The following is a 20,686-nucleotide window of genomic DNA, read 5'->3' as shown; positions in this document are numbered from 1 at the left end:
CAACCCCCGGCGCCGGGGTGGTCCGGGGGGCGCCGCCGCGGGGGGCCCCCGGGTCGGCCGCGCACCCACGGGGGGCGCGCGGGACTCAGTGCGGGCTCGGCTCCTGCAGCGAGGGCTCGGGCTTCTCGTCGGCGGCCGCGGTCCTGGGCGCGACGAACAGCGTGGCCAGGAGCGCCAGTACGAGCAGTCCCGCGCAGACGTAGCTGGAGAGCTCGAGTCCGACGGTCATCGCCTCACGTGCCGCGTCCGCGGCCGATGCGGTCGACGGGTCGGCCGAGAGGGACGGGATCACCGATCCGGCGGTGTCCGTGACGACTCCGCTGAGCTGCTCGGCGTCCTTGTCGGCGAGTCCGGCGCCGGTCAGCCGGTCCTGGAGGGTCGAGGCGAGCGTGCTGAAGAACAGCGTCGTGAGGACGGCGATGCCGAGTGCGGAACCCAGCTCGCGCGCCGCGCTCTGGATGCCCGACCCCTGCCCCGCACTCTCGGCGGGCACGTCCACGAGGACGATGTTGGTGACCTGGGCCGTGGCGAACCCGACCCCGATGCCGTAGAGGAACAGCGCGATCGCGATCAGCCACCAGGCGCTGTCGGTGGCCGCGATCAGGCCCAGCAGCACCAGGCCGACGGCTTCGAGGAGCAGACCGATCCGTACCTGCGTCAGGGCGGAGGCCGACATCGAGAAGCTCGCACCGCTCGCGCAGAAGCTGCCGACGGCCAGGGCGACGAGCGCGAGCCCCGCCTGGAAGGCGCTGTAGTCCAGGGCGAACTGCAGCCAGAGGGGCAGTACCGCGATGATGCCGAACTCGCCGAGGCCGACGATGAGCGTCACGACGTTGCCGTTGCGGAACGAGGGGATGGAGAAGAGCCGCACGTCCATCAGCGGCTCGTCGTTCTTGCGGCCGAGCGCCGTCTGCCGTCGCCAGAAGGCGATCAGGACCAGGGCCGACACGATGAACGAGACGAGCACCGGGGAGGGGCCGCCGCTCCACGAGAGCCCACCGATCTCCAGCGGTTCGGTGGTGATCAGCCAGCCGTAGTTGCGGCCTTCGATCAGCCCGAAGGCCAGGAAGCCGAGCCCGATCACGGACAGGATGCTGCCGGTGACGTCGACACGGCCCCGGGTGCGGGGCGATGCGGGCAGGTAGATCAGGATGCCGGCGGTGATCAGGGCCACCAGCGGGATGTTGATGCCGAAGGCCCAGCGCCAGGAGAAGTCCGCGAGCCAGCCGCCCAGCAGCGGGCCGACGGCCGCGGCGGCGCCGATGGTCGATCCCCAGATCGCGAACGCCTGGCCCCGGGCCTTGCCCGTGAAGGACGCGTTCACCATGGCCAGCGACGACGGCAGGATCATGGCTCCGCCGATGCCCTGCAGGAAGCGGGCCAGGATCAGCAGGCCGCCGTTGGGTGCGACCGCGGCCAGCAGGCTCGTCGCGCCGAACACGGCGAGGCCGATGAGAAAGATCTTGCGGGCGCCGTGCAGGTCGGAGAGGCGTCCGGTGAGCAGGAGCAGCGCGGCGAAGACGATCGCGTAGGACTCCTGGATCCACTGGGCCTCGACCGAGTCGACCGAGAGGTCCTCGATGATCGGAGCCAGGATCACGTTGACGATCGTGATGTCCACGACGATCAGGGCCACACCCAGAGATACGGCGATGAGGCCTAACCACCGGCTCGTAGGGGGGGACTCCGGGTCTGCTGAGGTGTTCAAGATGCCTCCACTCTAGGGTATCTTCACGGTGAAGGTAGTTTGCACGGGTCGGGTTGTCAACCGAGCGGAGAAGCCCGCGTCGCCGGCGCGGATCGGAAGGGGTACGACAGTGGAGAAGCCCGAATTCGACGGCCTCGAGGCCCAGCGCGACCGGCTCATGGAGGGACTGCGGGCGTTCGGTGCGAACTACACGGAGTTCACGCAGCGCTTCGCCGCCTGGCTGGGGCTGCACTCGACCGACGCCGCGGCCCTGGCCGAGATCCTCTACGCCGAGGACAAGGGCGCACCCCTGTCCCCGGCCCGGCTGAGCGAACGCATCTCCCTGTCCTCCGGCGCCACGGCCGCCCTCCTGAACCGCCTCGAAGAGGCGGGGCACATAGCCCGCACCCGTGAGCACGCCGACCGCAGGATCGTGACCGTGCGCAGCAGCGCCCATGTCAGGCCGCGCGCGGAGGAGTTCTTCGGCGCCTACGCCGTCCGCATGGCCGCGGAGATGTCCACGTACGCCCCTGAGCGGCTGCGGCAGTTCGAGGACTTCATCGACCACCTGCGCGGGACCATGGATTCGCTGCTCTCGAACGAATACCGGGGACAGCGTCCGGGAGCCCGTTCCCCGCGGGGTGCTTGACAGTCCGACCTGCTGCGAAGAAGATGGCTTTCATCTTGGAACGTGTGTGCCCAGAGGCCCCGTTCCGCCTCCTCCGCCGATAACCCTCCAGCGCGACACCCGTCTTCGCACCGGTGTCCCCCTGGACCGGCCGAGCGAACCGCCCGACGAATCCCCGCTCGTGAAGTCGGGAGCCGTCCCTCCTCACGGGCACCGGTTCCTCCGCTCCCGCCCGCCTCCCGCAAGGCGTGATCACCCACGTCCGAACGACATCGGGCGGGGCGGCGCAGCCATGCCTTCGAGACGGCCAGACCAAAGGAGACGCATGAAAGTCCTCTTCATCGCCGCAGGAACGAGTCCGGCCGGCGTGTTCGCCCTGGCCCCGCTCGCGACCGCGGTGCGCAACGCCGGGCACGAGATCATCGTCGCTGCCTTCGACGAGCTCACCCCCACGATCGAGTCCGTCGGACTGCCTCCGGTGCCCGTGGCCGCGGGCCACACCACGGAGAGCATCAAGCAGCTGAACCGGCCGGGCGGACCCATCGAGTTCCCGTGGTCCCCCGATCAGGAACTGCCGTACGTGGGGCGCTGGTTCGGCCGTCAGGCGGCGGTGAGCCTCGACGCGCTGCTGCAGCTCGCCAAGGACTGGCGCCCGGACCTCGTGGTCGGCGGCACCGACGCCCACGCCGCCGGTCTGCTGGCCGCCCACCTCGGCATCCCGTACGTCCGCCAGGCATGGGACTGGCTGCACTTCGACGGTGCCGAACCGTACGCCAACGAAGAACTCGCCCCGGAACTCGACCTGTTGGACCTCGGCCGGCTGCCCGAGCCGGACCTGTTCCTGGACATCTGCCCGCCGAGCCTGCTCCCGCCGGGCGCCCGCCCCGGCAGCCCGATGCGGTGGGTGCCGGGCAACCGCCAGCGGACGCTCGAACCATGGATGTACACGCCGGCCGAGCGTCCCCGGGTGTGCGTCACCTACGGCAGCTTCCGCACCGCGATGCCCGAGGTGTTCGACCACCTCTGCGCACTGGTGTCCCGTCTCTCCGAACTCGACGCCGAGATCGTGGTCGCGGCGAACGAGGAGGCGAGCGAGAAGCTGCGCGCCCGCTTCCCGCGGGTGCGCAGCGGCTGGGTACCCCTGGAGTTCCTCGTCCGCACCTGCGACACGATCGTGCACAGCGGCGGCCTCACCGCACTCAACGCCATGGCGGCGGGCACACCGCAGGTCGTCCTCAACCAGTTCGTCGCCTTCGAGGACTCGCTGCGCATGCTGGAGCAGCACGGTTCGAGCGTGGTGCTCCACCGGGGCGACGGATCACCGGACGGCACCTTCGAGGCGTGCCGCAAGGTCCTCTCCGACGACGGCTACCGGCGCCGGGCGCGGGAACTCGCACAGGAGATCGGCTCGCTGCCCACCCCCAACGACGTCGTCGCCGACCTGGAAGGGCTGGTGCGCCGATGACCACCTCCAGCGCGGAGCAGGCCTACGGCGCGGAGCACGCAGAGATCTACGACGCGGTCTACCGCGGCCGCGGCAAGGACTACACCGCCGAGGCCGAGGCCATCGTGCGGGTCCTGCGGGAACACCGGTCCGACATCTCCAGCCTGCTGGACGTGGCCTGCGGCACCGGTACCCACCTCGAGGCCCTGCGGAAGATCGTCGACCACGTCGAAGGAGTGGAGCTGTCGCCCTGGATGCACGCCCTCGCGGTGCGGCGGCTCCCGGGCATCGCGGTCCACCGGGACGACATGCGCTCCTTCGGCCTCGGTCGCACCTTCGACGCGATCACCTGCCTGTTCAGCTCCATCGGCTACATGGGATCGGCCGCCGAACTCGACCGGACCCTGCGCGTGTTCCGTGAGCACACGGCGCCCGGCGGAGTGGTGGTGGTCGAGCCGTGGTGGTTCCCGGAGGAGTTCCTCGACGGGTACGTCGGCGGCGCCGTCGTCGTGGTCGACGGACGGACCATCGCCCGCGTCTCGCACACCGTGCGCGAAGGCGCCACCACGCGGATGAATGTCGAGTACACGGTGGGCGAACCGGCCGCGGGACTGCGCCGCTTCCACGACACCCACGTCCTGTCCCTCTTTACCCGGGAGCAGTACGAGCAGGCATTCGAGCGGGCCGGCCTCACCGTCGCGTACACCGCCGGAGGCCCGTCCGGCCGCGGCCTGTTCGTCGGCGTCGCGCCCGGCGCGTCACCCGTCCCGTCCAGCGCTACAGCCCAGGAGTGGTGATGACCAGGTCATCGGCGACCGGTTCGGTCGGCCAGGTACGTCCTTGCACGCTGATGGACCTCCAGACGGTCGTCGACGACCGCGGGAGCCTGTCCATCGTCGAGGGCGTCAAGGACATCGGATTCGAGATCAAGCGCTTCTTCTACCTCTACGACCTGCCGGTGAAATCGGTGCGCGGCGACCACGCGCACCGCCGGCTGGAGCAGTTCGTCATCGCCGTCCGCGGCAGTTTCGACGTCGCCGTCGACGACGCCACCGGCACCTCCGTGTACCACCTGGACAACGCGAACCAGGGGCTCTACATCGGACCGATGGTGTGGAATTCCCTCGTCAACTTCTCGGAGGGTGCGATCGCCCTGGTACTGGCCTCCGAGCACTACGACGAGGCCGACTACTACCGTGAGTACGGGGAGTTCACGGCCGACGCGAAGCTGCTCGCATGAAGGTCCCCTTCCTGGACCTCAAGGCCCCGCACGCCGAGATCCGCGAGGAGCTGGACGCGGCGTACCACCGGGTGGTCGACTCGGGATGGTTCCTGCTGGGCGACGAACTGGCGGCGTTCGAGGCCGAGTTCGCCGCATACTGCGGGGCCGCGCACTGCGTGGCCGTGGGCAGCGGATGCGATGCGCTCGAACTGTCCCTGAGGGCCCTCGGGATCGGTGCGGGCGACGAGGTGATCGTCCCGAGCGCCACCTACATCGCCACCTGGCTCTCGGTGTCGGAGGCCGGGGCGACGCCGGTCCCGGTCGAGGTGGACGAGGGCACCCACCTGCTCGACCCCGCCCTGGTGGAGGCGGCCATCACCCCCTCCACCCGGGCGATCATGCCGGTCCACCTCTACGGCCAGCCCGCGGACCTCGCCGCCCTGCGGAGGATCGCGGACCGGCACGGGCTGGCGCTCGTGGACGACGCCGCCCAGGCGCACGGCGCCCGGCACCGGGGTGCCCGGATCGGATCCGGAACCACCGCCACCGCGTTCAGCTTCTACCCCGGCAAGAACCTCGGAGCGCTCGGCGACGGCGGGGCCGTGGTCACCTCCGACGGTGAACTGGCCGACCGGCTAGGGCTGTTGCGCAACTACGGCTCCCGGCGCAAGTACCACCACGAGATCCGCGCCACCAACTCCCGGCTCGACGAACTGCAGGCGGCCGTGCTGCGGGTCAAGCTCGGGCACCTCGACCGCTGGAACGCCCGCCGCGCGCAGATCGCCGACCGGTACCGGGCCGAACTCGCCGACCTGCCCGGTGTGCGCCTGCCGGAGGTGGCCCCCTGGGCCGAGCACGCCTGGCACCTGTTCGTCGTCCGCTGCGACGACCGGACCGCGATGCAGCAGAGCCTCACCGAGGCGGGCATCGGCACCCTGATCCACTACCCGGTCCCCGTGCACCTCTCGCAGGCGTACGCCGACGCCGCCACCTGGCCGGCCGGCACCCACCCCCTCGCGGAGTCCATCGCGGAGCAGGTCCTCAGCCTGCCGATGGGACCGCACCTGTCCGACGAGGACGTCGCGCAGGTCATCGCCGCCGTGCGCGCCGCGGCCCTCGTCCGGACGAGCTGACCGGCCCACCGGCCCACAGGGCTCACCGGCGCAGAGACGTACAGGGCGTACCGCCGCCGCCGTACGGCCGCTCCCGGCACGGCCCGCCCACCCCACCGAACCCGCGACCGAAAGGGTCCGCTCCCCATGCAGTCCTCACACCCGAAGCCCCCGCCCTCCGTCCGCGTCCTGCAGCTCGTCACGTCGAGCTGGATGGCCGCCGCCGTGAGCGCCGCCGCCGAACTCGGCGTCGCCGACGCCCTGGCCGGGGGCGCCCGCCCGGTTGACGAGATCGCGGAAGCCGTCGGTGCGCACGCGCCCACGCTCCACCGGCTGCTGCGCGCCTGCGCCGACATCGGGCTCTTCGAGGAGCACGACGGCGCGGTCTTCGCCCTGACCGAGGTGGGCGAGGCGCTCCGCAGCGACTCGCCGGCCTCCATGCGCAACTTCGCGCGGTGGACCGGTCTCGCTGCCGATCGCAACACCTGGGTCGGCCTCGCGGACAGTGTCCGCACCGGCGAACCCGCCTTCGAGAAGGTGCACGGACAGAACGTCTGGGACTTCATGCGGGACCGCACCGACGTCTCCGGCGTCTTCGACGACGCCATGACCGAGGCGTCGCGCCAGCTGATCGCCCCCGTCGTCGGCGCGTTCGACTTCAGCGGCATCGGCACCCTCGTGGACGTGGCGGGCGGACACGGCGCGCTGCTCGCCGCGGTGCTCGCCGCCAACCCGGAGGTCCGCGGCGTCCTCTACGACCAGCCCGACGTCGTCGTCGGTGCCAAGGAGACGTTCCGTGAACTCGGCGTCGACGGCCGGGTCGAAACGGTCGGCGGCGACTTCTTCGACTCCGTGCCGACCGGCGGTGACGCCTATCTGCTGTCGAACGTCATCCACGACTGGGACGACGAGAACGCGCTGCGGATCCTGGCCAACTGCCGTGCCGCCCTCGCCGAGGGCGGCCGTGTCCTGCTGGTCGAGGCCGTCATGCCGGAGCGGAGCGAACCGTCGCCGACGGTCACGCTGATGGACCTCAACATGCTGGTGCTGTGCGGCGGCCGGCAGCGCACCGAGGCCGAGTTCGCCGGACTCTTCGCCGGGGCCGGGCTCCGGCTGACCCGGATCGTCCGGGCAGGCCTGCACAGCGTCGTCGAAGCCGTCCGGGCCTGATCCCGACCCGAGCCAACCGGAGGAACCCGAAGACATGCCATTCATCACGCCGGACAACGGATCGCTCACGGTGTTCAACCTGTTCGACACCGCCACCCGCGAGGGGCAGAAGACCCTGCTCGACACGATGCAGGGGATCATCGAAGGCGCGAACTACCCGGGGTGGCGCTCGTCCACCCTGCACGGCGGCCTGGACCGCCCCTGCGCCGCGAACTACATCCAGTGGCGCAGCGTGGCCGACCTGCAGGACCGCTACGAGGGCGAGAACTTCAAGCACAACACGGTGCCCCACTTCACCGATCTGACCACCTCGGTCCACCTGCTCAAGACCGAGGTGGTGGCCACCCACCTGCACCCCGCCGTGGAGCGGATCGAGATCTCGCCCGACCGCGACGACTTCACGGTCATCGTCATCATGGGCGTCGAGTCCGCGAACCAGGCCCGGCTCGTGGAGCTGTTCGCCAGGCCGGACGCCTGGATGCAGGGCGTGCCCGGCTACCGGTCCCACTCCATCCTGCGCGGTCTCGACGGCGACTTCGTCGTCAACTACGCCCAGTGGGACAGCCGCGCGGCGTACGAGGCGTTCCACACGATGCCGGAGGCGGAGCGCCCGGCGCACGCACGGTCGATGCGCGCCGAGGCCGGGCCGCTGCTGACGTCACGGTCGTCGAACACGTACGAGGTCGTGTACGCGCGGTCGGCCGCCGGCGAGCCGGCGGGTGACCGGTGACCGCCACCGTGTCCGAGGGCTCCGCGGCCCCCGCCCCCGACCCCGCCGTCCCGGCGGGGTCGGGTCGTCCGGTGCCCGGTCACGTCCTCGTCGGACCCGAGGACGACCGCTACGACGAGCTGGTGCGGGGCGACAACTACCGGTTCGCGGGCCGGCCCGACCACATCGAGCTGGTCAGCTCCACCGAGCAGGTCGCGGACGCCCTGGAACGGGCCCTCGCCGCGGGCAAACGGGTCGCCGTGCGCAGCGGCGGCCACTGCGGCGAGGCGTTCGTCACCGACCCGGAGGTCCGGGTCGTCATCGACCTCTCGCTGATGTCGCAGGTCTACCACGACCCGGAGTACGACGCGGTCGCGATCGAGGCGGGCGCGACCGTCGGCCACGTCTACAAGACGCTCTACCGGAACTGGGGCGTGACCCTGCCCGCCGGTGTGTGCACCGCGGTCGGCGCGGGCGGGCACATCACCGGTGGCGGGTACGGCCCGCTGTCCCGGATGCACGGCCTCGTCGCCGACCATCTGTACGCGGTCGAGGTCGTCCACGTCGCCGCGTGCGGAACGGTCCGCACGGTGGTGGCCACCCGCGAACCGGACGACCCCAACCGGGCACTGTGGTGGGCGCACACCGGAGGGGGCGGGGGCAACTTCGGCATCGTGACGCGGTTCTGGATGCGCTCGCCCGGCGCGTCGGGGACGGACCCCTCCGAGTTGCTGCCCAAGCCGCCCGCCGCGCTGCTGATCGCGATGGTCAACTGGTCCTGGGAGCAGCTCGACCTGCCCGCCTTCACCCGCCTCATCGGCAACTTCATGGCCTGGCACGTGGAGCACAGCGGCGTCGACTCATCGTTCGCCGGGCTCTTCGCATCGCTGTGGGTCCGCCACCGCTCGGGCGGCGACCTGACCATGTACGTGCAGATGGACGCCACCGCGCCGGACGCGGAGGCCGCACTGGACGCGTTCCTCGCGGCCGTCGACGAAGGGGTGGGGTGCGCGCCGTTCGTGTTCCGAACCCGCCTGCCGTGGCTGACCGGGGTCCGGTACATGGGCCAGGGCGACTCCGGCCCCGTGCTGGGGGCGCGGTCCAAGTCCAAGGCCGCGTACCTGCGCGATGTGCACACCGACGAGCAGATCGCCTCCCTCTACCGGTCCTTCACCGGGGAGGACTACTTCGGACGCGAATCGCTGATGATGCTCAACGGCTACGGCGGTGCGATCAACGCCGTGGCCCCGGCGGACACCGCCTCGGCCCAGCGCGATTCGGTGATCAAGGCCGCCTACTCGGCTGCCTGGAGCGATCCGGCCGAGGACGACGCGCACATCGCCTGGGTGCGCGGGCTCTACGCGGGGCTGTACGCGGACACCGGCGGCGTGCCGGTCTCCGGTGACCGTGCGGACGGGTCCTACATCAACTACCCGGACATCGACCTCGCCGACCCGGAGCAGAACACCTCCGGCGTGCCCTGGCACCAGCTCTACTACAAGGACAACTACGCGGCGCTGCAAGTGGTCAAGGCCACCTGGGATCCCCGCGACGTGTTCCACCACGACCTGTCCGTGCGGCTGCCGTCCTCCGGCCCCGCGCAGCCCGTCCGGTCCACGAACCGAGCAGCGGAGAGTTCCATGACCTATTCCACCGAGCACATTCCCGACCGGTACGACTTCGAGCGCATGTACGTCGGCGACGAGGACGCGCCGCCCGTCCAGCCCTGGGACATCGGCAGGCCCCAGCCGGCCCTGGTCGCCGTCCACGGGGCCGGGCTGATCACCGGGGACGTCCTGGACGTCGGCTGCGGGCTCGGGGACAACGCTGCGTTCCTGGCCTCGAAGGGGCACCGCGTCACGGCCGTCGACGTGTCCGGGACGGCCGTGGACGAGGCACGCCGGCGTGCGGCGGCCCAGGGCGTGGAGGTCGAGTTCGTCGTCGGGGACGCCACCCGGCTGTCGGGTCTCGAAGCCCGCTTCGACACTGTCGTCGACAGCGCGTGCTTCCACGCCCTGGCCGAGGACGAGCGCCTGCCCTACCTCGCGGTCCTGCACGATGCGTGCCGGCCGGGGGCCCGGCTGCACATGTTCTGCTTCGCCGAGGAGCTGGAGGCGCCGTTCCCCGGACCGCACCGGCACAGCGCCCGGAGCCTGCGCGACGTCGTCGGGAGCGTGTGGGACGTGGTGTCGGTCGAGCCCGCCACGTACGCGAGCTCGCTCGGGGCCGAGGACGTCTCGGCCATGATCAAGGCGGAGTACCCGCAGGCCGGCGCCGAGGCGGACGGGATCGAGGGCCTGGTGCTCGACGAGTTCGGCAAGGCGACCATGCCGGTCTGGCACGTGACCGCGCAGCGTCGCGGCTGAGTCCGTCCACGCCGTCGGCCGTCGGCCGCCGACCGTCGGCGGGCCCGGGGCTCCCTCCCGCAGGGGCCCCGGGCCGGACCCGTCTCCACGGCGGTGCGCTCACCCGTCCAGCGTGGCCGCCCGCACGCACAGCACGTCGGGCAGGTGTTCGGCGAGCAGTTGCCAGCTGTCGCCGTCGTCGTGGCTCGCGTACACCTCGCCGTTGCGGTTGCCGAAGTAGATGCCGGCCGGCTCGGCGTCGTCCGTGCACAGCGCGTCCCGGAGGACCGTGCCGTAGTGGTTCCCGGCCGGGAGCCCGCGCGCCAGCGGCTCCCACGTGGCGCCGGCGTCCTGCGTGCGGAAGACCCGGCACCGGTGTTCGGCAGGGACCCGGTCGGAGTCGGCGTTGAGCGGGAAGACGTAGGCGGTGTCCGGCCGGTGCGGATGGGCCGCGACCGCGAAGCCGAAGTCGGAGGGCAGGCCGCCGCCGATGTCGGTCCACCGGCCCCCCGCATTGTCGCTGCGGTAGACGCCCCAGTGGTTCTGCAGGTACAGCCGGTCCGTGTTCCCGGGATCCTGGGCGATCTTGTGCACGCACTGGCCGAACTCGGGATTCGGGTCCGGCAGGAACACCGCCGAGACCCCGTCGTTGGAGGGTGCCCAGCTCGCCCCGCCGTCCCTGGTACGGAACACCCCGGCGGTGGAGACGGCCACGGTCACCGCGTCCGGGTCGCGCGGGTCGGTGATCACCGTGTGCAGGCCCTCACCGCCGCCGCCCGGCACCCATTTCCCGCGGCTCGGGTGCTCCCACAGCGGGCGGACGAGCTCGAAGGACTCTCCCCGGTCGGTCGAGCGGAACAGTGCGGCCGGCTCCGTCCCCGCGTACACCACGTCGGGGGCCTCGGGACCGGCCGGATGAAGCTGCCAGACCCGCTCCAGGGAGGCACCGGTGTCCTGGGGGAACTTCACGGCGGGCGCCGCGGGCTCCCGCCAGGTCGCCCCGAGGTCGTCGGAGCTGAAGACGGACGGCCCCCAGTGCGTGCTGTGCCCGCCGACCAGGAGCCGGGGCACCGGACCCCGCCGGTCGACGGCGACCGCGTAGACGGCCTGGGCATTGAAATGGGGTCCGCCGAACTCCCACGGCCCGTCGTCCCGGCGACGGCCGATGAAGAGTCCTTTGCGGGTTCCCACGAGCAGCACTGCGTCGGTCATGACCGGCACCTCCGGACCTCGTCGTCCTTGGCGGGCGTTCCTTGCGGAGCATCTTTCCGGCCAGTCTGCACCCGCCCGCTGACAGTGGCCCGGCGGACGGCGCGGAGCCGCTGACAGGAGGGTTAATGCCGATCATTTACCGGTCATTTACTCCCCTGAAATGATTGCTACTTGCATGGGGGTGTCCGGAATGGATTGACTTCAGGTCTTCGCCGCTGCACGCGAGAGGACGTATGTGGTCACCGAGCACCTGTCCCCGCTCGACCTCGCCTTCTGGCGGATCGAATCCGCCGACCACCCCATGCACCTGGGCGCCCTGGCCGTCTTCCGCGCCACCGGCCCCGGCGCCGCCGAGCGGGCCGCCGGCCTGCTCGCCGCCCGCTGCGCCGGCGTGCCGCGCCTGCGCCGCCGGATCCACGACGTGCTCCTGCCGGTCGGGGCGGCCGCCTGGTCGCCGGACCCCGGCTTCGACCCGGCGCGGCACGTGTTCCTCGTCCGTACGGACGAGGACGTCCCGCACGCCGCCGCCGGACCGCTGATGGCCCGGCCGCTGGACCGGGCGCTGCCTCCGTGGGAGGCGCACGTACTGGCCGGACCCGACCCGGACTCCTTCGCGGTGCTCTTCAAGTTCCACCACGCCCTCGCCGACGGCCTGGGTGCGCTCGCCCTCGCCGCCACCCTGTTCGACGAGGGGACGGCCCCGCGCCCGCCGGCCCGCCCGGTCCCCGAGCAGCGGGGCGGCTCCGTCCTGCGCCGGCTCCCCGGTGCCCTGGCGGCCCGCGTACAGGACGTCGGCCAGGCCCTGGAGATCGGCGCCGCCGTGGCCCGCGCCGGGCTGCCCCTCGGCGTGCCGGCGGCGCTCACCGCCGACCTCACGGGCGCCGGCACCCGTGAGGTGGCCGCCCTCGCGCTGGACCTGGACGAGGTCAACCTGGTCCGCAAGGGGGCCGGCGGCACCGTCAACGACGTGCTCATCGCCGTGGTCGCGGGCGGCCTGCGGCGCTGGCTGGCCGAGCGCGGCGACCCCGAACCCCACGGCCCCGGGCCGCGCGCCCTGATCCCGGTCTCCCGCCGCCGCGGGCCCGGGGGCTCCGGGGGCGCCGGGAACCGGCTCTCCGGCTATCTGCTCCGGCTGCCGCTCGCCGAGTCCGATCCGCTGCGCCGCCTGGACCACGTACGCGCCGCCATGGACCGCAACAAGGACGCCGGACCCGCCCGGGGGGCCGGGGCCGTCGCCCTGCTCGCCGATCACGTCCACCCGCTGGGCCACCGCCTCGGCGGCCCGCTCGTGGCCCAGGCGGCCCGGCTGCTCTTCGACATCCTGGTCACCAGCGTCCCGCTGCCGGGCCTCACCTTCACCCTCGGCGGCAGCCCGGTCCACGAGGTCTATCCGCTGGCTCCGCTGGCCCGCGGCCAGTCGCTGGCCGTCGCGGTCTCCACGTACAAGGGGACGGTCCACTACGGACTGGTGGCCGACGCGGCGGCCGTCCCGGATCTGGCGGCCCTGGCCGGGGCGCTGCGCGCGGAGCTCGACGCACTTGTACGAGAGGTCTCGTAGTACGAGGAAATTCGTAGTACGGTGTTCCTCGTACTTGGTCGATCCCCGGCATGTCCGGTCGTATCTGGAGAGCCTGATGAGTGCTGCACCCGCCGCCTTCGCCGCCCTGTTCGCGCCCTGCACGCTTCGCTCCGTCACCATCCCCAATCGGGTCTGGATGGCCCCGATGTGCCAGTACAGCGCCGAGGCGTTCGGGCCGAACGCGGGCGTGGCCGACGACTGGCACTTCTCGCACTACGCCGCACGCGCCGCCGGCGGCACGGGCCTGATCATCCAGGAGGCCACCGCCGTCTCCCCGGAGGGCCGGATCTCCCCCTACGACCTCGGCATCTGGAACGACACCCAGGTCGAGGCGCTGCGCCGGATCACCTCCTTCCTCAAGGCCCGGGGCACCGTCCCGGGCATCCAGATCGCGCACGCCGGCCGCAAGGCCTCCACCGACCGGACCTGGAAGGGCGGGCGCCCGGTCGGGCCCGAGGCGCACGGCTGGCAGCCGCTCGCCCCGAGCCCCCTGCCGTACTCCGAGGGCCACCCGGTGCCGCACGAGCTGACGGTCGACGAGATCCGGGAGATCACCGGCCAGTTCGCCGCCGCAGCCGAGCGCTCGCTGGCCGCGGGCTACGAGGTCGTCGAGATCCACGGCGCCCACGGCTACCTGATCGGCGAGTTCCTCTCCCCGTCCAGCAACAGGCGCACCGACGCGTACGGCGGCTCCTTCGAGAACCGCACCCGTTTCGCCCTCGAAGTCGTCGACGCCGTGCGGGCGGTGTGGCCCGAGGAGCTCCCGCTGTTCTTCCGGATCTCCGCCACCGACTGGCTGGAGGAGGAGGGCTGGACCGCCGCCGAGACGGTCCGGCTGGCGGATCTGCTGCTGGAGCACGGGGTGGACCTGCTCGACGTCTCCACCGGTGGCCTCGCACCGCACGCGGAGATCCCCGTGGGCCCCGGCTACCAGGTCCCCTTCGCGGCCCGCGTCAAGGCCGCCACCGCCCTCCCCGTGGCCGCCGTCGGCCTGATCACCGAACCGGAGCAGGCCGAGAAGATCCTCGCCAACGGGGAGGCCGACGCCGTCCTGCTGGGCCGGGAACTGCTGCGCGACCCGTACTGGGCCCGCCGCGCGGCCAAGGAGCTGGGCGGGGAGATCCGTACGCCCGAGCAGTACCACCGTTCCTGGTGATCCGGGTACGGCTCCGGCCCGCCGGGCCGGAGCCGTACCGCCAAGTTCCACCGACATCCGTGCGGTGCCCCGCCTCCTTCGACGCCTCTCGTACGATGGGAGCCGCAGCAACCGGAGCGAACCGAGTGAGTGGAGCAGGGACATGACGGAACGGGACACCTCCCGCACCCTCGCCCACCCCGAGGCCGACGAGATCCGCCTGGAGGGCGTGCTGCACGCGCTCTCCGACCCGGTCCGGCTGTCCATCGTCCTGGACCTGGCCGCCTCGGCCGAGGACCTCGCCTGCTCGTACTTCGACCTGCCGGTCACCAAGTCCACGACCACGCACCACTTCCGCGTCCTGCGCGAGAGCGGCGTCGTGCGCCAGGCCTACCGCGGCACCACCAAGCTCAACGCCCTGCGCCGGGAGGAGCTGGAGGCGCTGTTCCCCGGCCTCCTCGACAGCGTCCTCGCGGCGGCAGCGGCCGAGGCGGCCCGGCTCGCGTCCTGAGCCGCGGCGCGGGTGGCGGGTTATGCGACCTCACCGGCGGTCACGGGCGTGGCCGTGTTGTCGGCGGTCACCGTCACGCCTTCGGAGATGTTCTCCTCCGTCAGTACCAGCGGGCCGAACACCGGGTTGAGGGGCAGGTCGTAGCCGGGCGGGGCCTGGGTCTCCTGCCAGTAGTAGACGCCGGTCGGCAGGGTGCGGGTGCACGTGCCGTCGGCCGCGGTGGTGCAGGTGTCGCCGATGGAGGTGTCCGGGTCGCTGCCGGTGGGCTGGAGTCCCGGGATGCCGTTGGTCTCCTCCCAGAGCTGGAGGACGCCGCCGGCCAGGGGGTTGCCGGTCGCCCCGTCCTCCTTGATCACCGTGACGTCACCGAGGGGCACACCGGGGCCCTCGCAGTGGTCCGGGCACCGGGCGGCAGTCCCGGCAGCCCGGCTCGCGATGTCCGGCTGGCTGTTCCGGCCGGTTGTGACCGCCCCGGCCGCCGAAGCGGCGTACGAGGGCGCCGAAACCAGCAGCGCCGTCGTCGCCACCCCGAGGACCCAGGGCCGCCACCCGCTCCATGACCGGCGGAATCCGTTCGGTGCCATGACACTCCATCCGCATACTGCTCCGGGCCTTCGTTCCAGCGACATGATCGGCCCGTGTGCGCGGGGCCGGGACGGCGACACTCCCACCCGAGGGCATTGGGGCCGCAGGACCACCCGGAAGCACTTCCGCGGGAGACGGCCTACGCCCGGCCCGGGCCCGCCGCGCCCAACAGGCCCTGCCAGTCGGGGATCTTCACCGAGCGGCGGCCCAGTGAGCGCCCCAGATCGGCCTCCGCCGCTTCGATGGCCAGCCAGCCCGGCCACCGGACCGGGTGCAGCCCCGCCGCCCGCAGGGCGTCCAGCGGGTCCCCGGGAAGGTCGCGCCCGGCCAGCGCCCCCGCGTCCTGGAGCAGCGAGGACACGGTTTCCTTGGCGCAGGGCCGGTTCGTGCCGATCACCCCGGTCGGGCCGCGCTTGATCCAGCCCGCCACGTACTCGCCGACCGAGGCCCGGCCCGCGCGCAGCACCCGGCCCGCCGCGTGCGGGACGGTGCCCTTCGCCGGGTCGAAGGGCAGCCCGGCGAGCGGGACGCCCTTGTACCCCACCGAGCGCAGCACCAACTGCGCCTCGACGTCCTCGTGGACGCCCGTCCCGGTCACCCCGCCGCGCCCGTCCGGGGCGGTGCGCTCGAAGCGCATCCCGGTGACCCGGCCGTCCGGCCCGCCCAGGATCTCCACCGGGCGCAGATAGAACCGCAGCGCGATCCGGCGCGGCCCCCCGCCCGGGCCGGCCCCGGCCCAGCCGCGCAGCACCTCCAGGTTCCGCCGCGCCACCGCCGGCAGGGCGGCGGCCGCTGCCGGATCGTCGTACACGGGATCGAGGGCCAGTTCGGCCGCGTCGGCCCAGGCGTCCACGCCCGGCAGCGTGCCCAGTTCCCGCAGTTCCTTGGTGGTGAACCTGCCCTGCGAGGGCCCGCGTCGGGCGACCATCGACACCCTGCGCACCCCGCTCTCCGCGAGCGCACCGAGCGCCGCCTGCGGCATGTCCGTCGGCTCCAGTTCCGCCGTGCCCCGGGCCAGGATCCGTGTCACGTCCACCGCCACGTTGCCTGCCCCGACGACGACCGCCGCGTCCACCCCGGGCAGGTCGAATGCCTCGGCCGCGGCGTCCGGGTGTCCGCTGTACCAGGACACGAAGGCGGTGGCGGAGTGCACCCCGGTCAGCTCCTCGCCGGGGATGCCCAGCATCCGGTCCCGGGCCGCGCCCACGCAGTACACCACCGCGTGGTACAGCTCCAGCAGCCGGGCGGTGGTCAGCCGCTCCCCGCCGACCTCGACGTTCCCGAGGAAGCGGATCCGCTCGTCCTCCAGCACCGTGCGCAGGCTGCCCTGGAGCGACTTGATCTTCTCGTGGTCCGGGGCGACCCCGTACCGGACGAGCCCGTACGGGGCGGGGAGCCGGTCCAGCACGTCCACCCGCACCCCGGGCACCTCGCGCTGCTGCACCAGCGTCTGGGCCGCATAGACCCCGCTGGGGCCCGATCCGACGACGGCGATACGAAGCACGGCGGAGCTCCTCCCGCAGGTGGTCCCAGCATGACACCGGCTCCCGGTGCCGTCAGCCCATCGCACGCATCCGGTGGATCTCGGCGCTCTGCGTGGCCACCACCTCGGTGGCCATCTCCTCCACCGCCACGTTGTTCCCGCCGGCCAGAGCCTCGCCGGCCATCTTCACGGCGCCCTCGTGGTGGGCGGTCATGAGCCCCAGGAAGAGCCGGTCGAAGTCGGCCCCGGCCGCCTGTGTCAGGTCCTTGAGCTGCTGCTCCGTCGCCATGCCCGGCATCGCGCCGTGGTCGTGGCCCGGCCCGTGCCCGCCGGAGCCCGCCGCCGGTGCGGGATGGAGGGCCAACCACTTCTCCATCGCCCCGATTTCGGGCTTCTGGGCCGCCGTGATCCGTTCCGCCAGCCGCTTGACCCCGTCCGCCGCGGCCCGCTCCGGGGCCAGTGCGCTCATGGTCAGAGCCTGCCGGTGGTGTTCGATCATGCGCGACACGTAGGCGTGGTCGGCGGCGTTCGGGCTGTCGTCCGGTTTCGCCTTCGCGGCCTCTTCGGGGGTGAGGTGACGGGCCTTCTCGCCCGGTCTGCCCGGCGCGACGACCGTGGCCCGCCCGTCGTCGGCCCGGTCGGCTCCCGGGTCCTCCTGGCAGCCGGCGAGCGTCAGCAGGAGGCCGGCGGTGGCCGCCGCCACCGCGGCGAACCGGACGGGTCGCGCCGGTAAGGCCCGGCGGTGACCACCCCTGAGGTCTTTTGCCATGTCCATGAAGGGAAGATACTGCCGGGGTCCTGGTTCCGCTCCCTCGCGGGCGGAGCCGATCGGGCTCCCATGGGAGGCACAGTGACCTCGCTACACACCAGGCGGGTACGAAACAGGAGGACGGGGGTGGTCGTCGCCGCGGCCGGGCTCCTCGCAACGCTCCTGGCAGCCGGACCGGCGGCCGCCACCCCCGACCCGGGCGACTTAACGCCCGGCGGCGGAAACCAGCAGGGCGCGGGCCTCGCCGAGGGCAGGGAGCTCGCCCCCGGCGACATCCCCGGCCAGGACGAGATCGTGCACAGCGCCAACATCAAACCCCTGGCCAACATCCCCAGCAGCGACCCCACGGGGATCAACTCCGACCTGGCCTTCCAGGGCCGGTACGCCTACGCGGGCAGCTACAACGGCTTCACCATCTACGACATCGCCAACCCGAAGGCACCGAAGACCGTCAGCCAGGTGCTCTGCCCCGGAGGCCAGAACGACGTCTCCGTCCACGGCGACCTGCTCTTCCTCTCCACCGACTCCTCGCGCAGCGACGACTCCTGCAACAGCGTCTCGCAGCCCGCCACGGAGAAGTCCTCGTGGGAGGGCATCAAGATCTTCGACATCAAGGACAAGAAGAACCCCAAGTACATCAAGTCCGTCGAGACCGCCTGCGGTTCGCACACCCACACCCTGGTGCCCGGCAACCGCGACATCTACCTGTACGTCGCCTCGTACTCCCCGAACGAGGCATTCCCCGACTGCAAGCCGCCGCACGACGGCATCTCGGTCGTGAAGGTCCCGAAGAAGGCGCCGACGAAGGCCGCGGTCGTCGCGTTCCCGATCCTCTTCCCCGACGGCGGCAACCCGGGCGCGCCCACCAACCCCGGCGTCTCCAAGACCACCGGCTGCCACGACATCACCGTGCTGCCGTCGAAGAACCTGGCCGCCGGCGCCTGCATGGGTGACGGCATCCTCTTCGACATCAGCAGGCCCGAGCAGCCGCGGGTCATCGACCGGGTGCAGGACAACGTGAACTTCGCGTTCTGGCACTCCGCCACCTTCAACGAGCGGGCGAACAAGGTGGTGTTCACCGACGAACTCGGCGGCGGTGGCGGCGCCACCTGCAACGAGGCCACCGGTCCCGACCGGGGCGCCGACGGGATCTACGACATCACCGGCCGCGGCGACCAGCGCAAGCTCGCCTTCCGCAGCTACTTCAAGATCCCGCGCCACCAGGCCGACACGGAGAACTGCGTGGCCCACAACGGCTCGCTGGTCCCGGTCGGCGGCGGCCGCGACATCATGGTGCAGGCCTGGTACCAGGGCGGCGTCTCGGTGTGGGACTTCACCGACTCCACCCGGCCCAGGGAGATCGCCTACTTCGAACGCGGACCGCTGACGACGGACCGGCTCGGACTCGGCGGGTCCTGGTCGGCGTACTACTACAACGGGCACATCTACTCGAACGACATCGCCAAGGGCCTCGACGTGCTGCGGCTCGACGACTGGCGCACCGAGAGCGCCAAGTGGGTGCGGATGGACCGGCTCAACGTGCAGACCCAGCCCGAGTACCACTGACGTCAAGGGTGCGACAGCTGTGAGGGAAACGTTCCGCCGGGCGGCCCGCCGTCCGGCGGAACGCCGAGCTCCCAGTCCAGCCCGTAGCGCTGGAACAGCTCGGCCCGCAGCGTGGCCGACGGCATCGGGGCGCCGGGCAGCAGGACCGCCACGACCGCACCCATCAGCAGGGCCCGCAGCAGCGGATAGTCCGCGTCCGGGTCCGCCGAGCCGTACCGGACGACGGTGTCGCGCATCAGTTCCGCGAGCCGCTGCTGCTCGGGGCACTGCACGAAGCCCTCGGCCGTGAGGATGCCCGCCATGTGCGTGCGCATCAGCAGCGGTTCGTCCCGGGCGAGCCCGAGGACGGCGTCGATGGCGCGCGCGAGCCGCTCGCGCCCGTCCTCACTGCGGGGCTCCCGCTCCAGCGCGGCGTGCAGGGTGAGGTGCATCAGCCGGTGCACCGCCGACTGCAGCAACTGCCGTTTGCCCGGGAAGTAGTACGAGACCAGGCCGCGTGCCGTGCCCGCCCGGTCGGCGATGTCGCCGAGCGTCGTGGCCTCGTAGCCACGCTCGGCCACGAGTTCGACCGTGGCCTGCAGCAGCCGCTCCCGGGAACGTCTGCGCAATTCTTCATTGACCGATGCGCTGCGCGGGGACATGCTTACTCCTGCGTTGACTGGCTACCGGCCAATATACTCAGCGCGCGGGGTCGCCTGCTCTGGGTGACACGGGGGATCATCCAGGGCAGGCACGCCGCACCCTCACCGCTCCACCGGGTCGCAGCCGCGTCGGCGGACGGGCACGGACGTCGCGAGAGCCACCACGGCCACCCCGAGCAGCCAGCCCGCCATCACGTCCGACGCCCAGTGCACCCCGAGGTACACCCGGGTGAAGCCGACCCCGAGCACCGAGACCACCGCCACCGCCCACGCGGCCGGCGCCCACGCCGGGGCCGGACGGGGGAGCAGCCACAGCAGCAGTCCGCACACCACCGTCGCCGTCATGGCATGGCCCGACGGGTAGGCCGCGTACTGCGCCGAGTCCACGGGATCCGACCACACCGGACGCTCCCGCCCCACCAGCGCCTTGAGTCCCTGCTGCACCGCCGTGGCCGCCAGCGTCGCCAGTGCCACCCGCAGCGCCCGCCCCCGGTCGCCCCGCCACCACAGCAGGACACAGGCGACGGCCGCCAGGGCCCGCATGGTCCAGGGGTCCCACACCCAGTCGCTGAGCACCCGCATGAACTGCGTGACCCCGGGGTGGGAGACGGCATGCGCGTGCAGATCCCGCGCGACCCGTTCGTCGTACGCGAGCAGGGGCTGCCATCCCACGACCACCAGCGCCGTCAGGACCGCCGCGAGCAGCGCACAGCCGACGCCCGCCCACCGAAAGGGATCATTCCGCATGGTGCGATCCTCGCACCGCCGCCCCCCGGGCGGCGCCGGGGCGCACTAGGGGTGTCTTGTGCTTGGGGGCCGGGCGCCCGGTGGAAGGGCGGGGGGCGCAGGGCCGGGCCGGATGGGCGCCGGCGCGGGTAAGGCGGGCGG

General features: G+C 72.2%; 19 protein-coding genes. 12 read left to right on the top strand and 7 right to left on the bottom strand.

The genetic code is table 11. The annotated features are described in order from the left end of the window. Nucleotides 1-85: 85 nt before the first annotated feature. Entirely contained in the window at nt 86-1,642 is a 1,557-nt protein-coding gene (locus ACWGE1_RS28735; protein WP_453423374.1) for a DHA2 family efflux MFS transporter permease subunit, read from the bottom strand. 223 nt (nt 1,643-1,865) lie between these two features. Here ACWGE1_RS28735 and ACWGE1_RS28730 point away from each other — a divergent pair, with 223 nt between their 5' ends. The 8 genes from ACWGE1_RS28730 to ACWGE1_RS28695 all read left to right on the top strand — a co-directional run bounded on the left by ACWGE1_RS28730 (nt 1,866) and on the right by ACWGE1_RS28695 (nt 10,338). Next, nucleotides 1,866-2,336 (top strand): MarR family winged helix-turn-helix transcriptional regulator, encoded by a 471-nt coding sequence (locus tag ACWGE1_RS28730; RefSeq protein WP_453423373.1) that lies wholly within the window; start codon nt 1,866-1,868, stop codon nt 2,334-2,336. A 304-nt stretch (nt 2,337-2,640) separates the two neighbouring features. Beyond that, entirely contained in the window at nt 2,641-3,780 is a 1,140-nt protein-coding gene (locus tag ACWGE1_RS28725) for a nucleotide disphospho-sugar-binding domain-containing protein (RefSeq protein ID WP_453423370.1), read from the top strand. Next, a complete protein-coding gene (locus ACWGE1_RS28720; protein WP_453423369.1) occupies nt 3,777-4,556 on the top strand; it encodes a class I SAM-dependent DNA methyltransferase in 780 nt (259 codons plus the stop codon). The genes ACWGE1_RS28725 and ACWGE1_RS28720 overlap by 4 nt, the downstream gene beginning before the upstream one ends. Next, the gene (locus ACWGE1_RS28715; protein ID WP_453423368.1) at nt 4,556-4,999 is read left to right on the top strand and encodes a sugar 3,4-ketoisomerase; all 444 of its coding nucleotides are present in this window, start codon (nt 4,556-4,558) and stop codon (nt 4,997-4,999) included. The genes ACWGE1_RS28720 and ACWGE1_RS28715 overlap by 1 nt, the downstream gene beginning before the upstream one ends. After that, complete coding sequence (locus tag ACWGE1_RS28710; RefSeq protein ID WP_453423367.1) at nt 4,996-6,114, top strand: DegT/DnrJ/EryC1/StrS family aminotransferase; 1,119 nt, start codon at nt 4,996-4,998, stop codon at nt 6,112-6,114. Before ACWGE1_RS28715 ends, ACWGE1_RS28710 begins: the two co-directional genes overlap by 4 nt. A 126-nt stretch (nt 6,115-6,240) precedes the next feature. Next, entirely contained in the window at nt 6,241-7,263 is a 1,023-nt protein-coding gene (locus ACWGE1_RS28705; RefSeq protein ID WP_453423366.1) for a methyltransferase, read from the top strand. A gap of 34 nt (nt 7,264-7,297) precedes the next feature. After that, nucleotides 7,298-7,993, top strand: coding sequence for an antibiotic biosynthesis monooxygenase family protein (locus ACWGE1_RS28700; RefSeq protein WP_453423365.1), 696 nt, complete (start codon nt 7,298-7,300; stop codon nt 7,991-7,993). Next, entirely contained in the window at nt 7,990-10,338 is a 2,349-nt protein-coding gene (locus ACWGE1_RS28695; protein ID WP_453423364.1) for a methyltransferase domain-containing protein, read from the top strand. Before ACWGE1_RS28700 ends, ACWGE1_RS28695 begins: the two co-directional genes overlap by 4 nt. Nucleotides 10,339-10,437: 99 nt before the next feature. Here the strand turns inward: ACWGE1_RS28695 and ACWGE1_RS28690 are convergent, their stop codons facing one another. Continuing rightward, complete coding sequence (locus ACWGE1_RS28690) at nt 10,438-11,529, bottom strand: WD40/YVTN/BNR-like repeat-containing protein (RefSeq protein WP_453423363.1); 1,092 nt, start codon at nt 11,527-11,529, stop codon at nt 10,438-10,440. Between the two features lie 235 nt (nt 11,530-11,764). Here ACWGE1_RS28690 and ACWGE1_RS28685 point away from each other — a divergent pair, with 235 nt between their 5' ends. The 3 genes from ACWGE1_RS28685 (at nt 11,765) to ACWGE1_RS28675 (ending at nt 14,754) form a co-directional block, all read left to right on the top strand. Continuing rightward, nucleotides 11,765-13,087 carry a wax ester/triacylglycerol synthase family O-acyltransferase gene (locus ACWGE1_RS28685; RefSeq protein WP_453423362.1) on the top strand — a complete coding sequence of 441 codons (1,323 nt, stop codon included), beginning with the start codon at nt 11,765-11,767 and terminating at the stop codon, nt 13,085-13,087. A gap of 76 nt (nt 13,088-13,163) precedes the next feature. Next, on the top strand, nt 13,164-14,264 hold the full coding sequence (locus tag ACWGE1_RS28680) for an NADH:flavin oxidoreductase/NADH oxidase (protein ID WP_453423361.1): 1,101 nt from the start codon (nt 13,164-13,166) through the stop codon (nt 14,262-14,264). Between the two features lie 142 nt (nt 14,265-14,406). Continuing rightward, the gene (locus tag ACWGE1_RS28675; protein ID WP_453423360.1) at nt 14,407-14,754 is read left to right on the top strand and encodes an ArsR/SmtB family transcription factor; all 348 of its coding nucleotides are present in this window, start codon (nt 14,407-14,409) and stop codon (nt 14,752-14,754) included. Nucleotides 14,755-14,774: 20 nt separating this feature from the next. Here the strand turns inward: ACWGE1_RS28675 and ACWGE1_RS28670 are convergent, their stop codons facing one another. The 3 genes from ACWGE1_RS28670 to ACWGE1_RS28660 all read right to left on the bottom strand — a co-directional run bounded on the left by ACWGE1_RS28670 (nt 14,775) and on the right by ACWGE1_RS28660 (nt 17,597). Next, nucleotides 14,775-15,338: a prealbumin-like fold domain-containing protein gene (locus tag ACWGE1_RS28670; protein ID WP_453423359.1), complete on the bottom strand. Its 564-nt coding sequence runs from the start codon at nt 15,336-15,338 to the stop codon at nt 14,775-14,777. 140 nt (nt 15,339-15,478) lie between these two features. Beyond that, nucleotides 15,479-16,843 (bottom strand): FAD-dependent oxidoreductase, encoded by a 1,365-nt coding sequence (locus ACWGE1_RS28665; RefSeq protein WP_453423358.1) that lies wholly within the window; start codon nt 16,841-16,843, stop codon nt 15,479-15,481. A gap of 52 nt (nt 16,844-16,895) precedes the next feature. Further along, complete coding sequence (locus ACWGE1_RS28660) at nt 16,896-17,597, bottom strand: DUF305 domain-containing protein (protein ID WP_453423357.1); 702 nt, start codon at nt 17,595-17,597, stop codon at nt 16,896-16,898. Between the two features lie 75 nt (nt 17,598-17,672). On the opposite strand from ACWGE1_RS28660, the gene ACWGE1_RS28655 reads away from it, so the two are divergent. After that, nucleotides 17,673-19,157 carry an LVIVD repeat-containing protein gene (locus ACWGE1_RS28655; RefSeq protein ID WP_453423356.1) on the top strand — a complete coding sequence of 495 codons (1,485 nt, stop codon included), beginning with the start codon at nt 17,673-17,675 and terminating at the stop codon, nt 19,155-19,157. 2 nt (nt 19,158-19,159) lie between these two features. Here the strand turns inward: ACWGE1_RS28655 and ACWGE1_RS28650 are convergent, their stop codons facing one another. Both ACWGE1_RS28650 and ACWGE1_RS28645 read right to left on the bottom strand, forming a co-directional pair. Then, on the bottom strand, nt 19,160-19,798 hold the full coding sequence (locus ACWGE1_RS28650) for a TetR/AcrR family transcriptional regulator (protein ID WP_453423355.1): 639 nt from the start codon (nt 19,796-19,798) through the stop codon (nt 19,160-19,162). Nucleotides 19,799-19,900: 102 nt separating this feature from the next. Further along, complete coding sequence (locus ACWGE1_RS28645) at nt 19,901-20,545, bottom strand: phosphatase PAP2 family protein (RefSeq protein WP_453423354.1); 645 nt, start codon at nt 20,543-20,545, stop codon at nt 19,901-19,903. Nucleotides 20,546-20,686 lie beyond the last annotated feature (141 nt).

This window comes from Streptomyces sp. NPDC054932 (genome assembly GCF_053610205.1).
The sequence above is the reverse complement of the archived record's forward strand: the minus strand, read 5'-3'. Positions and strand labels throughout refer to the sequence as shown.